A 14,388-nucleotide genomic window follows, 5' to 3' on the forward strand; every position below is an offset into this window, starting at 1 on the left:
TTAATGATTTTTATATATTATTTTAAGGAGGAGTTATGGACTATAAATTACTTATCACCGATTTGGACGGAACTATGCTTAATTCTAAAAGCGAAATTAGCGAAAGGAATTTAAAAGCAGTTCATGAACTTCAAAGAAGAGGGAAATTTATAAGTGTCGGAAGCGGCAGGCTTTATGTTGATGCAATAAAATATGCAAGACAACTTGGTTGTCAATATAATTACAATATTGCAAATGCAGGTCTTACGATATTTAAAGAGGGTGAAGAAGAATATGTTGCTCATTTTGAAGAAGGATATTATAAAAGAATAGTTGATATTTTAAGATACAATCATATTCCTTTTGTCGTTATGACAAGCGATTATGAAGGTTCTTTTTATGATGAAACAAGTGAAGAATTTGTCCATAGATGTAGAGAGTTAAATCAAGGAACGCTCATTGATTTTATTGAAGCTGATGTAAGAGATTTAAAAAACGTATATAAAATAAGTTCTTCTTACAGAAATGTTGATGATATTTTTCTTCATAGAGAAGTTGAAAGATTAAACCGTCAAATAAGAGCAGATATATCAGGAGAATATTTTATAGATTTATCTCCAAGAGGTATTTCAAAATGGACAGGTGCAATAAGGCTTGCAAAAGAAATGGGAATATCTACAAAAGAGATAATAGCAGTTGGAGATCAGGAAAATGATATGCAGATTGTTGCAAATGTAGGGCTTGGTGTTGCAATGAAAAATGCTGTGGACAGTTTAAAGAAAGTAGCAGATGTTGTTCTTCCTTATACCAATGATGAAGACGGAGTTGCTTATTTAATAGAAAAATATATGCTTTAAATTAATTAATGAATAATAATTGGTATTTGCTAAAATGTTAGGGAGGATTTTATGAAATATAAACTTATTGTAATGGATGTTGATAATACGCTTTTATGCACAGATAAAAGTATATCAAAGAAGAACCTAAAAGCCATAAAAAAGTGTATGGATAAGGGTGTAATGGTTTCTCTTGCCAGCGGAAGACCTGCACTTGATGTTTTATACTTTGCAAAACAAATAGGTATAGAAGATAATTATCACGTTTCCGATAACGGTGCAGGAATATTTAAAGGTAATGATAGAAAAATAATAAAAGAATTTAACAGAGATTTTTATCTTGATTTAATAGATAAACTTAAATATAAAAATATAGAATGTGGAGTTTTCTCCAGTGAAAACTTTGATTTTGTTTATGAAGAGGGCGATGATGTAATTGCAAAGGGAATAAAAATATACTTCCCTGTTACAAAATCAAGAATAGGTAATATCAGAGATATAAAAGGAGTATACAAAGTAAGTGCATATTTTCATGATGATGAAGAATATGAATTTGTAAAAGGACTTGAAAAAGAAGGTGAAATGCAAGGTGTAGTACCTGATCCTAACTTTTTTGATATGATGCCTTATAATGTTACAAAAATAGAAGGAACAAAAGCAATAGCAGAAAAACTTGGAATTTCTATGGATGAAGTTATTGTAATGGGAGACCAAGGTAATGATTATACAAATGTAAAATATGCAGGTCTTGGAGTTGCTGTGGCAAATGCAACAGATGATTTAAAAGAGGTTGCAGATGTAGTTTTAGAACAAAGTTGTGATGAAGATGCTGTGGCTTATGTAATAGATAAATATATTTTAGGAGAATAGACATTGAAGTACGAATTGCTTATTACAGATCTTGACGATACACTATTAAAAGATGACGGAACGATTTCTAAAAAGAATAAAGATGCACTTAGAAAACTTATAAATAGTGGCGGTAAAGTTGCTCTTGCCAGTGGGAGAGCAGAGCCAACAATGAAAGATGTAATAAAAATGGTAGGGCTTAGTGATCAAAAACATCTTGCTCATAATGGACTTAGTGTTTTTAATTTAGACGGATACAGAAAAGTGTACAATTTTATTCCCAAAGATGAAGTTAAAAGGATTTTAGATTTATTAAAGGTAAATAATATAGAATCAAATGTACTTAGTTTAGATGGAATATTTCATAATCACAGTTATAAACTTGTTGATGTTATGGATAAGTATGAACATGGATATCCTGTAATTGATGTTGATTATACACCTTATGATGTAGAAAATATATTCTTAATGTATGGTCTTATTAATAATGAAGAACAAAGGAAGATGATGCGTTCATGGGGGAATGATGTTATAGAAACGGGAGAGGGAAATGGTTTTGTAATATTCTTTGTAAGGGGAGAAGGAAAGTTTCAAGGGGCAAAAAGACTTGCAAAAGAGTTTGGGATTGATGAAGAAAAAATAGTATGTGTGGGAGACGGAGGGAATGACCTTCAAATGCTTAGGGATGCACCCCTTGGAATAGCGGTTAAAAATGCAGTAGACGAAGCAAAAGAAGCTGCAAAAGTAGTTATTGATAAAACAAATGAAGAAGATGCAATAAGTTATGTAATAGAAAAATACTTTTTAGGAGAATAAACATGATTAAATTATTTGCGGTGGATTTAGATGATACTTTACTTAGGGACGGTAATATAATTTCAAAAGAAGACAAACAGGCTATAAGAGATTTAGAGGAAAGTGGTGTTAAGGTTGTTATTGCTTCGGGAAGAAGTGAACCTACTCTTAAAGATGTAATATTAGAACTTGGACTTGAAAAAAATAAACATGTAGGAGTAAATGGTGCATTAGTTCTTGATTTAAATGGAAAAAATGAATTTTCTAAATACATTGACAGGGATACATATGTAAACCTTATAGAAAGATTAAGAAGTGAAAATAGAGAATTTTTCTGTTACTGTGATGGAGGGCTTATGTATGAACATGTGGATAAACTTAGACCTCAAGTTGAGTATTTCCACTCTGCAAAGGCTCTTATTAAAGGGGATGTTATGAGTATTCCTCAGTGTCCTAGAGTAAATACATATTATGGTGATGAAAAAGAGCTTGCATATGTAAGAAGTATATGTCCTGAAGGTTTATATTCAACTGCAAATAGCGGTATTTTGGATTATATGCCAATAGGATTAAATAAATTTTCAGGGTTAGAACTTGTATTAAAGGAATATGGAATAGATAAAAAGGATGTTGCATGTATAGGGGATCAAGAAAGTGATCTTGATATGTTCAATAACTGTGGATATTCTTTTGCAGTAAGTAATTGCGATGATTTTGCAAGAGAAGCTGCTGATATAGTTCTTCCAAGAAGTCACAACGAAAACGGTGTTGCATATGCGATTTATAAATATTTATTAAAAGACGAAGATAAATTATCGAAGATTTAAGTAGAAAAAAATAAATAAATTCGGTATAATAGCCATGGCTTAATGTTATGGCTATTAATTTTATGGAGGAAAAAATGATAAAATTATTCGCAGTAGATATGGATGATACTTTCTTGGATAAGAATGATAATATGTCAAAAGAAAACATACAGGCAGTAAGAGACCTTGTAGATGCAGGAGTTAAGGTAGTTATAAATTCAGGTAGAACAGAAGTTTTAATGAGAGAACATATTCATGATTTAGGTCTTGAAGATGTTAAACACGTTGCCGTAAACGGCGCTTTAATTCTTGATGTAAAAGGAGAAAATGAACTTATTTCTTACTTTAATAAAGAAGATTATGATAACTTTATAAAGATTCTAAGAAGGGAAAACAGAGGGTTTTTCTGTTTCCATAAAGACGGAATAATGTATGAGAATGCAGATGAAAAGCTTATGAATCATATAAAAAGATTCCATACTTTGAAAATGGCTTGTGAAGGAGATACTCTTTCTCTTGATAAATGCTGCAGAGTAGCAGTTGTAAGAAACAACGAAGAGGATGTTCCTTATCTAAGAAGCCTTGCACCTAAAGGAGTTTATACGACTGCAAGACCTTTTGGTTCTTGTGTAAGTTATATGCCTGACGGACTTAACAAAGCAAACGGCTTAAAAGTCTTAATGGATGAATATGGAATAACTAGTGAAGAAGTTGCAAGTATTGGAGATCAAGAAGTAGATACATATATGTTTGATATATCAAAATATGCATTTGCAGTAAAAAACAGTGATGAAAAAACAAAACAGAGAGCAAATATAGTGTTGCCTAGAACAAATAATGAAAATGCATTTGCTTATGCTGTTTATAAGTATATTTTAAAAGATGAAAATAAACTTAAATTAGTTTAAAAAAAGAACGCATATGCGTTCTTTTTTATATTCCTTTTTTATATAAAATAAATGAGTATGCAATTGGTACTATTACCATTACGGCAACACTAGTTAAGAAAATAGCTTGAGGTAATCTGAAGAATGCCGATGCAATTTGAATTATTCCCGCTATAACCCATATGAAGCCAGATAACCTATGAGTTTTATTCCAGTTTTCTTCACTGTTTAATGTCCATGGTAGTTTTACTCCCATTGTGTAATTTTGTTTGCATTTTGGAAGGTAGTTTCCGATAATGATAAACACCAGGCCCATTAATGCGAGAACAAAAGTTGATGTATTTATATTTTCATAAAGAGCAGATAATATAGATATAAAACAAAATAGTATTGTTAGTATCGGTATTATCCATTTACTTAATGTAAATATAACCTTTGAAGCATTTTTTCTTTTTGGGTCATTATTTATAAATACATTTACCAGTAAGTTTAAAGCAGCATAAACGAAAGGCATTACAAAGATAAATATTTCTTTTGATACATATCCGTCGGGATTTCCTGATGCGTCAAAATGTATTGGCAGACTTCCTGGAAGTTTGTCGTATACAAAAATACATAAAATTGTAGGTATAAAACAACATATTGTTGAAAGGATTATTTCTTTATTTATTTTTATTTTCATCTTTTCCTCCGCTGAACTGAGATAACCACAACATTAATTCTTCAAATACAGATGTGTTTATATCGTAGTAAATAAAGTTTTTATATTTTGTTCCGAATATTAAATCCGCTTGTTTTAATTTTGATAAATGATAGGATACCGTTGCAGCAGTCATATCGAACTTGGAAGCAATTTCTCCTGCCGACATTCTGCCGTCTTTAAGCATTACAAGAATATCTCTTCTAACCGGATCGGACAGTGCCTTTAGTGTATTTGCAAAACTCACTTTGTTATCTCCTTTCTTCTATTTAGATATTTTTCTAAATAGATATTATATCTTTCCTATAAAAAAGTCAAGAACTATTTAGAAAATTTTCTAAATAGTTCTCTTGTTTAAAATATTATTGTATTTTTGTATTATTTTATCTTTTTCTTTATTATCTAATTCATTTATAGGGATAATGGCTTTAGGATGTTTTTCAAATTTGCCAATTTCTAAGCTATACCATGCTGTGTCATACCAGTTATTATCTTTATACCCACTTTTTTCAAAAAATCCTATTTCTTTAAATCCTAATTTTTCATGGAATTTATTACTTCCCAGTGTTTTATGTACGGTTATACAGGCATATACTATTTTAAAGTTTTGTTTTTTTAGTATTTCTATTAATGCCATGTATAAATTTTTTCCTATGCCTTTTTTATTATATCCCTCTTTTATATATATAGACAGTTCTACCGTGTAGTCATAGGCTTTTCTTCCTTTGTATTCACTTGCATAAGCATACCCTATAATTTCATTGTTTTCTTCACATACCAAATAAGGATATTTACTTGTTATTTTTCTTATTCTTTCTTCAAATTCCTTAATACTTGGTACGTCATATTCAAAAGTAATGGGAGTATTTAATATATAAGGTTCGTATATTTTAAGAATGTCTTTTGTATCTTCAATTGTAACTTGTCTTATGTTTAATTTGTCCATTTATAATACCTTCTTAGTTTATAATAATTATCTATTTTAAATTAAATAAATAATATAGTCAATTTTAAATTAACTCAATTTGAATGTTTAATGTTATATAGACTTAATATCAAATCAATTGTAGTAAAAAATAAGAGAGTAAATACAGCATATACTATGGCTCTTTGAGATAAGTTTTCTTTTACAATTTCCAGTAAAATTGGATGAAGAAAGTTAAGCAGAAAAAGCCCAAAAACTCCAAATACAATGAAACCAAGAACGCAAACTCTGCCGTCTAAGTTAAATAGGTTATTTGAATAATCCCAGTATTTTTTATCAAATTTTTTTTCTAAAATGTAAGAGCTAATATATTCTATGGTGCATGAAAAAAATCCAACAAGAAAAAATAATGGAAGAGTATCTATATGGAAATTATAAAAAACTAATATAAGAAGAATACATCCAAAACCGTAAATGGGTCTTAAAGGACCGTAAAGAAATCCTCTTGAGTTAATTGGAACTTTGTTTTTTAAATTAATTAATGTCTCATAAATAAATCCAAGAAAACTATATATAAATATAAAAAGAATTGTTGTAAAGAAATTCATAAAAATACCTTTTATTTTTTATAATGTGTAAAACTAAATAAAAAATACGAAAAAGAATAAACAAAAAGAAATTTTTTTCATAGTATATTTTGAAGGATATTATTTTGGAGGTAAATATGGTAGATGTATATATTTCTCCGTCAGTGCAACATTTTAATTTAGGTTATGACGGATATGGAAGTGAAGAAGCAAGGATGAACGAGATTGCAGATATTGTGGAATACGAACTTAACAGGCATGGGCTTGTAACGGCAAGAAATTCTCCTAATATGACTCTTGCCCAAGTTGTAGAAGATTCAAACAGTGTTAATCCTAGAGTTCATGTTGCAATACATTCTAATGCTTCAAATGGAGAAGCCAGAGGTGCTGAAATCTATGCTCACAGGTTTGGCGGTGAAGGTGAAAAACTTGCAAGGGATATTTATCCTTATCTTGAAATGTTAACACCTACTGATGATTTGGGCGTAAAAGAGGGGTATTTAACCTTTAACGGAAAAGGAATGTATGAACTTAGAAAAACAGTATCTCCTGCGGTGCTTATGGAAGTTGCTTTTCATGATAATCCAGAAGACAGCGATTTTATCATAAATAATATATATGAATACGGTGTAGGTATTGCTAAAGGTATACTTGATTATTTTAATATACCTTATGTTGGAGACAGTAAAGAAAATATTGATTTTTTAAAAAATAAATATAACGGAAAATATTATGAATAAAAATTGCTTTCTTTTTTAATAATAAAATAAAAAAGGAAGTTAGTATGGATAACACAATTAAATTATTGGAATTTATTTATAAAAATGCAAAAATGGGTTCAACATCTATTGAAGACTTAATAGATGTTAACGAAGATTTAAGATTTAGAGACGAACTTGTTCATGAGAAAGAAACTTATGATGCTTTTGTTAAAAAAGTAATAAAAGTAATGAATGATATGGGCAAGGAAGTAAAAGATTTATCTTATTTTTCAGAACTTCAAAGTTATTTAATGATAAAAATGGAAACAATAAAGGATAAATCTGTTGAACATCTTGCGGGAATGATGATGCAGGGAAGTACGATGGGAATAGTTCAAATAACAAAGAAAATAAGAGATTATAAAGACAGCGACAAAAGAGTTGTTGCTTTAGCAAAAGAACTTCTTGAAATAGAAGAACAGAATTTTTATGAACTTAAAAAGTATTTATAAAACAGGCTATGCCTGTTTTTTAGTATAATTAAATTTTTATTTCATATATTTAATTGATGAGAAGAAAATTAAATATTAAAAGAAAATTTTATAAAAAAGTATTATATTTTATTTTAAATTTATTTTTTACTTTTATTATTTTATATCCTGTTTTAAATGATATTGATACAATATTCTATCTATTTAATAAAAATTATATTATAAGTAAAAACGAAACAAACCTTATAGAATATAAGGCTGAAAAATCTGATTTTATTAAACCTGTAGAGGGAGTAATTACAAGTGAATTTTCTTATAGAATTCACCCAATAACAGGTAAAAAAACAAAACATAACGGTATTGATATTGGAGCAAAGTGGCATGATGACATAAAAGCAACGGCAGACGGAGAAGTTGTTGAAGTGGGGTGTGATAAAGAAGGGTATGGAAATTACATAAAAATAAAACATGAGTATGACATATATTCTTTTTATGCTCATCTATCAAAAATAAGTGTAAAAAAAGGGCAGAAAGTAAAGCAGGGAGATGTGATAGGAAAAGAAGGGGGAGATCCTAAAAAAGATAAGAATCCAGGCTCCTCTACGGGGCATCATCTGCATTTTGAAATAAGGACATCTTCAGATGTTAAAGATTGTATAAATCCTCTTATATTTGTTGATTATGAATAAAAAAAGAGCATAAGCTCTTTTTTTTTTACAAACAATTTTATTTTTTAGGGGAATATATATATTATTTTAATGAGTTAATCAGTTCTACTAATTCATTTTTTGAAAGTCTGCCTTGAGATCTTTCTACTTGTTTTCCATTTTTGTAAATTAATAATGTAGGAATTGACATTACTCTATTTTTCATTGCAAGCATTCTTTCTTCATCAACGTTTACCTTGCATATTTTTACATCATCCATTTCTTCGCTTACTTCATCAATTATAGGTGAAAAAGCTTGGCAAGGTCCGCACCATGGAGCCCAGAAATCTACTACTACCAATTTGTCATCATTAATTTCACTTTTAAATGTTTTATTTGTTAAATTCATTACACTCATTTTATTTACCTCTTTTCTTATCTTTGATTATATTATAAATAAATAAAAATATAATACAGTGACTAAGTCACATAGAGATGAAATTTATAAATTTATTGACATAATAATGTTTTATAAAATAAAATAATAATAATTGGCAAAGAAAGATATGAAAAGATTATTAGTAACACTTTTAACTTTATTTTTAATATTAAATGTAGGTGTTGTATATATTTTGCAAATGAAAATCAAAATAGAGATGAAAAAGATTATGTTGTTACTTCAAATGGAATAGCGCTGAGAATGTAGATTTTTATATCTACATAATAAATGTAAACAACTTACTCTTACAAAAGATATTGATTATGTTATTAAAAAAGAGATAACAGATAAAAGTATAGATTTTTATATAACTTTTAAAGGAAATTATGAAGGTGTAGTAAAGAAGAGTGTTAATATAAAAGATAGTGAAAATATGGAAGTCGTAAAAAATTAAAAGAAGAAAAATAAAAAGGGAAAGAAAATGGAAACAAATAATATAGAAGAAGCTCTTTATGATTTAATTCCCGTATGGGATAAAATGGACGAAAAACATAAAAATCTTATTTTAAACAATATTGAATATAAAACATTTAAACAAAGTGATATTGTTCATGACAATGATGTAAGCTGTCTTGGTTTGGTACTTATAAAAAAAGGTAAGCTTAGAGCATATATGGTTTCTGAGAGTGGAAGAGAAATAAGCCTTTATTATCTAAATGATATGGATATTTGTTTAATGTCTGCATCTTGTGTCATGAAAGATATCTCAATTGATGTGTTTATAGATGCGATGGAAGAAAGCGAAGTCATAATAATTCCTACAATTATATATAATAGGATTTCAAAAGAGTCTTTAGTTTTCTCAAATTATATAAATGAAATAATGGCTTCAAGATTTTCTGATGTGATGTGGCTTTTAGAACAAGTTATGTTTAAGAAGTTTGACCAAAGGCTTGCTGAGTTTGTTCTTTACCATATGAACGATGATAAAAAACTAAATATGACTCATGAACAAATTGCAAATCACCTAGGAAGTGCCAGGGAAGTTGTAAGCAGAATGCTTAAACATTTTGTTTCTTGTGGGTACATAAAGTTATATAGAGGTGGTATTGAGGTAGTTGATGAAAAAGGTCTTTACGGTATTAGTGAGGGAAATTAATAATAATATATAAATACATAGGAGAAAAGATATGTTGCAAATTGATTTAACAGGAAAAAAAGCTTTTATTACAGGAGGAAGCAGAGGCGTTGGAAAAGCTATTTGTCTTACATTAGCAGATTGTGGAGCAGATGTAGCTTTTACTTATCTTTCAAGAGATGAAGCAGCAATGGAAGTAGTAAGAGAAATAGAGGATATGGGAAGAAAAGCTTTATGCTATAAATGTGATGTTGGTAATTTTGAGCAGATGAAAGAAGTTCTATCGGATGTTAAAAATAAGTTTAGTAAACTTGATATTATTATAAATAATGCGGGTGGCTCTAAGGTATTTGAAATTGATGAGCTTACCCCTGAATATCTTGACAGTGTATTAAAATCAAACTTATACGGTTCTTTTTATTCTATAATGGCAGGCGGTTTGGATTTATTAAAAGAAGCCGGTGGAGGAAGTATAATAAATATAGGTTCTTCTGCAATGTATTCAGGTATGGGCGGAGGCCCTCAGTATTCTTCTGCTAAGGCAGGGCTTATGGGACTTACGAGATATATGGCTGTTCAATATGGCAGTGAAAATATAAGATGTAATACTCTTGCAATTTCTCTTATAAAAACAGAACAGTTAAATAAGTTTGATGAAGAAATGACAAAGAAAAAAATCGCTACTGTTCCTGTTGGAAGACTTGGTACTCCTGAAGATGTAGCTTATATGGCAGCATTCTTATCAAGTGATATGGCAACTTATGTAAGCGGCGAAATTATCCTTATGGATGGTGCAAGAACATATGCAAAATAAAACTCCTTATGGGAGTTTTTTTGTTTTTATAAATGAATTATATAAGTTTTAAATAAATCATTTTGTAATATTAAAATTTCATTAAAAATAGAAAATAAATTTAAATAATCTATTGACAAAGTATAGTCGTGGTGGTATATTTATGACAGTGTTAGCACTCATGTTTAAAGAGTGCTAATAAGAAGGAGAAAGGAAAATGAACTGGGAAGATAGAAAGTTTATTATTTTAAATGCAATAATACATGATTATATTAAAACAGCAGAACCTGTTGGTTCAAGAACTCTTGAAAAAAAATATAAGCTTGGTGTATCTTCTGCAACTATCAGAAATGAAATGTCCGATTTGGAAGATATGGGCTTATTAATAAAACCTCATACTTCTGCGGGTAGAATTCCTTCTACTACGGCATATAGATTATATGTCGATAACTTTATGAAGAAAAATGCTTTAGATGAAAAAATAAGAGATGTTGTTAAAGCTGAGTATGAAAATTATATGTTTGAACTTAATAAAACAATAGAACAAACACTTAATATTCTTACTAAAATGACGAATTATACTTCTCTTGTTATGGCTCCAAGACTTTCATCTTTAAATGTAAAAGACGTAAAACTTGTTTACATTGAAGAAAAAAGAGTCATGATTATCGTTGTAACAAAAGAAGGTCTTATCAAAAATGCAGAGATAAGGTTAAAAGACAGCGTTACTTTAGAGCAGCTAGAAAAAATAAATAATTTCCTTATTTCAATAATAAGAAACAGACCTGCAAATGAAGTAATTGAACTTCTAGGTAAAGCAATTGACGGTTTAAGTGAAGATGAAAACAGAATTTTATCGGAAATAATGCCTGTATTTAGAAGTTTGGTTGAAAAGGCGCATTCTTCAAAGATTTATTCTAAAGGAGTAAGCAAAATATTAAACTATCCGGAATTTGAGGATTTGGAAAAAGCTAAACACTTTATTGATTCTGTAAACAGCAAAGATACATTGGAAAATGCAATACTATCTGCTGTGGATGATGATAAAGATATTCATATAGTTATAGGTAATGAAAACAAAGTTGAGGACTTTAGTGATTGTTCGATTATAACTGCCGATTATAAATTAAACGGCAAAACAATAGGAACAATTGGTGTTATTGGTCCTACAAGGATGAATTACGATTATGCTATTTCAACACTTGATGTTTTAAGTGATGAACTGACAAAGCATATTTCAAAAATATTTGAAAAGTGAGGTAGCTAAATGGATAATGGTAATATTAAAGATATAAATGAGCTTAGAAAAGAAAAAGAAGAAAAAGAAAAACAAAAAAATATGAAAGATGAAGAAAAAGAAGTGAAGAAAGAAGAAAACAAAGAACAGATAAAAGAAGAAAAAGTAAATGAAACAATAGAGGAAAAAGAAGAAGTTAAAGAAGAAAAGAAAGAAGAGAGCTTTGAAGAAAAATATAATAAATTAAATGAGAGCTATCTTAGAATTTTAGCCGATTTTGATAATTATAAGAAAAGAGCTGCAAAAGACAGAGAGGCAATGATTATTTATTCAACATCTAAATTCGCAGAAGGCTTATTTCCTATAATTGACAACTTCAAAAGAGCTCTTGAAAGTGAGGAGGATAAAGAAAGCGGTTTTTATGCAGGTGTTAACATGATATTCACTCAATTAAGTGAACTGTTAAAAAGTGAAGGAATTGAGACAATCGAAGCTATTGATACCGCATTTGATCCAAACAAACACAATGCGGTAGCAGTTGACAAGGTTGAAGATAAAGAAGATAATATTGTTCTTGAAGTTTTTCAAGACGGATATGTTTATAAAGAAAAAGTCTTAAGACCGGCTATGGTCAAAGTTAATAAGTTAAAATAGATTTTATAAAAAGGAGAGATTTAAAATGAGTAAAGAAAAAATTATAGGTATCGATTTAGGTACAACAAATTCATGTGTAGCAGTATTAGAAGGTGGGGAAGCTGTTGTTATAGCTAATGCAGAAGGCGCAAGAACTACTCCATCAGTAGTAGCATTTACAAATGACGGAGAAAGATTAATTGGTCAAGTAGCTAAAAACCAAGCAGTTACAAACCCAGAAAAAACAGTTGCTTCAATTAAAAGACATATGGGAAGCGATTATAAAGTTGATATTGATGGTAAAAAATATACACCACAAGAAATTTCAGCTTTTGTATTACAAAAATTGAAAAAAGATGCTGAAAGTTATTTAGGACAAACTGTTTCTAAAGCAGTTATTACAGTTCCTGCTTACTTTACAGATGCTCAAAGACAAGCAACAAAAGACGCTGGTAAAATCGCAGGTCTTGAAGTTTTAAGAATTATCAACGAACCAACAGCAGCAGCTCTTGCTTATGGTCTTGATAAAGAAGAAAATCAAACAGTTATGATTTTCGACCTTGGTGGTGGTACATTCGATGTATCTATCTTGGAACTTGCTGATGGCGTATTTGAAGTTAAAGCAACAAATGGTAATAACCACTTAGGTGGGGATGACTTTGATAATAAAATCATTGAATATCTAATTTCTGAATTCAAAAAAGCTAACGGTATTGATTTAAGCGGCGATAAAATGGCAATGCAAAGACTTAAAGAAAGTGCTGAAAAAGCTAAGATTGAACTTTCAAGTAAAACAACAGCTCAAATCAATATTCCATTCATTACAATGGACGCAGCTGGTCCTAAACATTTAGACGTAACTTTAACAAGAGCTAAGTTTGATGAACTTACAGCAGACCTTGTTGAAGCAACAATGGAACCAGTAAGAAAAGCAATCGCTGACTCTGGTTTATCAGCAAGCGATATTCATAAAGTAGTACTTGTTGGTGGTTCAACAAGAATTCCGGCAGTTCAAGAAGCTGTTAAGAGAATCACAGGAAAAGAAGCTGATAAAGGTATCAACCCTGATGAATGTGTAGCAATTGGTGCTGCTATTCAAGGTGGTGTACTTGCAGGGGATGTTCAAGACGTATTACTTCTTGATGTAACTCCATTATCACTTGGTATTGAAACTCTTGGTGGAGTATTCACTAAATTAATCGACAGAAACACAACTATTCCAACAAAGAAAAGCCAAGTATTCTCAACAGCTGCAGATGGTCAAACAGCAGTAGATATTCATGTTCTTCAAGGGGAGAGAGGAATGGCTGCCGATAATAAAACATTAGGTAGATTCCAACTTACAGGAATTCCTGCAGCTCCAAGAGGAGTACCACAAATCGAAGTAACATTTGATATTGATGCTAATGGTATCGTTAATGTTACAGCAAAAGATTTAGGTACAGGAAAAGAACAAAACGTTGTAATCCAATCTTCTTCTAACATGTCTAAAGAAGAAATTGATAAAGCTGTAAAAGAAGCTGAACAATATGCTAACGAAGATAAAGCAAAAGAAGAAGAAATTAATACAAGAAATAACGCCGATGCAGCAGTTTACAATGCTGAAAAGACATTAAAAGATCTTGGCGATAAAGTAACAGATACAGAAAAAGCTCCTGTTGAAGATGCAATTAAAGACTTAAAAGAAAAATTAGAAGGTTCTGATACAGAAGCAATTAAAAAAGCAACAGAAAAATTAAGTGAAGCTTTATATCCAATAGCAGAAAAATTATATGCTGATCAAGCTAACCAACAAAACGCAGGTGCAAATGCTCAAGGTACAAGCGGTGCTGGAAAACAAGATGATAATGTTGTTGATGCAGATTATGAAGTAGTAGATGATGACGATAAATAATTAAAACAACTTCACCCTGCTAAGTAAATACTTTGCAGGGTGCTTTTCAAA

General features: G+C 29.9%; 19 protein-coding genes. 14 read left to right on the forward strand and 5 right to left on the reverse strand.

Annotated features, from left to right (window positions below):
- The first annotated feature begins 35 nt into the window (after positions 1-35).
- The 5 genes from M6G78_RS05760 (at position 36) to M6G78_RS05780 (ending at position 4,173) form a co-directional block, all read left to right on the forward strand.
- Positions 36-836 carry a Cof-type HAD-IIB family hydrolase gene (locus M6G78_RS05760; RefSeq protein WP_138268086.1) on the forward strand — a complete coding sequence of 267 codons (801 nt, stop codon included), beginning with the start codon at positions 36-38 and terminating at the stop codon, positions 834-836.
- A 51-nt stretch (positions 837-887) separates the two neighbouring features.
- Positions 888-1,685, forward strand: coding sequence for a Cof-type HAD-IIB family hydrolase (locus M6G78_RS05765; protein ID WP_253229845.1), 798 nt, complete (start codon positions 888-890; stop codon positions 1,683-1,685).
- 3 nt (positions 1,686-1,688) lie between these two features.
- Positions 1,689-2,480 (forward strand): HAD-IIB family hydrolase, encoded by a 792-nt coding sequence (locus M6G78_RS05770; RefSeq protein ID WP_253229846.1) that lies wholly within the window; start codon positions 1,689-1,691, stop codon positions 2,478-2,480.
- Positions 2,481-2,482: 2 nt separating this feature from the next.
- Positions 2,483-3,286 (forward strand): HAD family hydrolase, encoded by an 804-nt coding sequence (locus M6G78_RS05775; protein ID WP_253229847.1) that lies wholly within the window; start codon positions 2,483-2,485, stop codon positions 3,284-3,286.
- A gap of 74 nt (positions 3,287-3,360) precedes the next feature.
- A complete protein-coding gene (locus tag M6G78_RS05780; RefSeq protein ID WP_253229848.1) occupies positions 3,361-4,173 on the forward strand; it encodes an HAD-IIB family hydrolase in 813 nt (270 codons plus the stop codon).
- 25 nt (positions 4,174-4,198) lie between these two features.
- On the opposite strand, the gene M6G78_RS05785 is transcribed toward M6G78_RS05780, so the two are convergent.
- From M6G78_RS05785 to M6G78_RS05800, 4 genes are all read right to left on the reverse strand, one after another.
- Positions 4,199-4,834, reverse strand: coding sequence for an SdpI family protein (locus M6G78_RS05785; protein ID WP_253229849.1), 636 nt, complete (start codon positions 4,832-4,834; stop codon positions 4,199-4,201).
- Positions 4,815-5,099, reverse strand: coding sequence for an autorepressor SdpR family transcription factor (locus tag M6G78_RS05790; protein ID WP_253229850.1), 285 nt, complete (start codon positions 5,097-5,099; stop codon positions 4,815-4,817). The genes M6G78_RS05785 and M6G78_RS05790 overlap by 20 nt, the downstream gene beginning before the upstream one ends.
- 90 nt (positions 5,100-5,189) lie before the next feature.
- Positions 5,190-5,798, reverse strand: a complete 609-nt coding sequence (locus tag M6G78_RS05795) for a GNAT family N-acetyltransferase (RefSeq protein WP_253229851.1) — start codon at positions 5,796-5,798, stop codon at positions 5,190-5,192.
- A gap of 74 nt (positions 5,799-5,872) precedes the next feature.
- Complete coding sequence (locus tag M6G78_RS05800; RefSeq protein WP_253229852.1) at positions 5,873-6,385, reverse strand: putative ABC transporter permease; 513 nt, start codon at positions 6,383-6,385, stop codon at positions 5,873-5,875.
- A gap of 116 nt (positions 6,386-6,501) precedes the next feature.
- On the opposite strand from M6G78_RS05800, the gene M6G78_RS05805 reads away from it, so the two are divergent.
- From M6G78_RS05805 to M6G78_RS05815, 3 genes are read left to right on the forward strand one after another with little or no spacing between them, the layout of a single operon-like run.
- Positions 6,502-7,104 carry an N-acetylmuramoyl-L-alanine amidase gene (locus tag M6G78_RS05805; RefSeq protein WP_253229853.1) on the forward strand — a complete coding sequence of 201 codons (603 nt, stop codon included), beginning with the start codon at positions 6,502-6,504 and terminating at the stop codon, positions 7,102-7,104.
- Positions 7,105-7,148: 44 nt separating this feature from the next.
- On the forward strand, positions 7,149-7,577 hold the full coding sequence (locus M6G78_RS05810; RefSeq protein WP_253229854.1) for a hypothetical protein: 429 nt from the start codon (positions 7,149-7,151) through the stop codon (positions 7,575-7,577).
- 56 nt (positions 7,578-7,633) lie between these two features.
- Complete coding sequence (locus M6G78_RS05815) at positions 7,634-8,245, forward strand: M23 family metallopeptidase (protein WP_305883221.1); 612 nt, start codon at positions 7,634-7,636, stop codon at positions 8,243-8,245.
- 61 nt (positions 8,246-8,306) lie between these two features.
- Here M6G78_RS05815 and trxA read toward each other — a convergent pair whose 3' ends face one another.
- Positions 8,307-8,642 carry a thioredoxin gene (gene trxA / locus M6G78_RS05820; protein ID WP_279222098.1) on the reverse strand — a complete coding sequence of 112 codons (336 nt, stop codon included), beginning with the start codon at positions 8,640-8,642 and terminating at the stop codon, positions 8,307-8,309.
- 127 nt (positions 8,643-8,769) lie between these two features.
- On the opposite strand from trxA, the gene M6G78_RS10275 reads away from it, so the two are divergent.
- From M6G78_RS10275 to dnaK, 6 genes are all read left to right on the forward strand, one after another.
- Positions 8,770-8,895, forward strand: coding sequence for a hypothetical protein (locus M6G78_RS10275; protein WP_256476278.1), 126 nt, complete (start codon positions 8,770-8,772; stop codon positions 8,893-8,895).
- A 228-nt stretch (positions 8,896-9,123) separates the two neighbouring features.
- Positions 9,124-9,801: a Crp/Fnr family transcriptional regulator gene (locus tag M6G78_RS05825; RefSeq protein WP_253229855.1), complete on the forward strand. Its 678-nt coding sequence runs from the start codon at positions 9,124-9,126 to the stop codon at positions 9,799-9,801.
- Between the two features lie 31 nt (positions 9,802-9,832).
- Positions 9,833-10,594, forward strand: a complete 762-nt coding sequence (locus tag M6G78_RS05830) for an SDR family NAD(P)-dependent oxidoreductase (RefSeq protein WP_253229856.1) — start codon at positions 9,833-9,835, stop codon at positions 10,592-10,594.
- A 196-nt stretch (positions 10,595-10,790) separates the two neighbouring features.
- A complete protein-coding gene (gene hrcA, locus M6G78_RS05835) occupies positions 10,791-11,831 on the forward strand; it encodes a heat-inducible transcriptional repressor HrcA (protein ID WP_253229857.1) in 1,041 nt (346 codons plus the stop codon).
- Between the two features lie 9 nt (positions 11,832-11,840).
- The gene (gene grpE, locus M6G78_RS05840; protein WP_138268102.1) at positions 11,841-12,464 is read left to right on the forward strand and encodes a nucleotide exchange factor GrpE; all 624 of its coding nucleotides are present in this window, start codon (positions 11,841-11,843) and stop codon (positions 12,462-12,464) included.
- 25 nt (positions 12,465-12,489) lie between these two features.
- A complete protein-coding gene (gene dnaK / locus M6G78_RS05845; protein ID WP_253229858.1) occupies positions 12,490-14,337 on the forward strand; it encodes a molecular chaperone DnaK in 1,848 nt (615 codons plus the stop codon).
- The last annotated feature ends 51 nt before the right edge of the window (positions 14,338-14,388 follow it).

The sequence above is a fragment of the Anaerofustis sp. NSJ-163 genome, from assembly GCF_024135845.1.
Classification (GTDB): domain Bacteria; phylum Bacillota; class Clostridia; order Eubacteriales; family Anaerofustaceae; genus Anaerofustis; species Anaerofustis butyriciformans.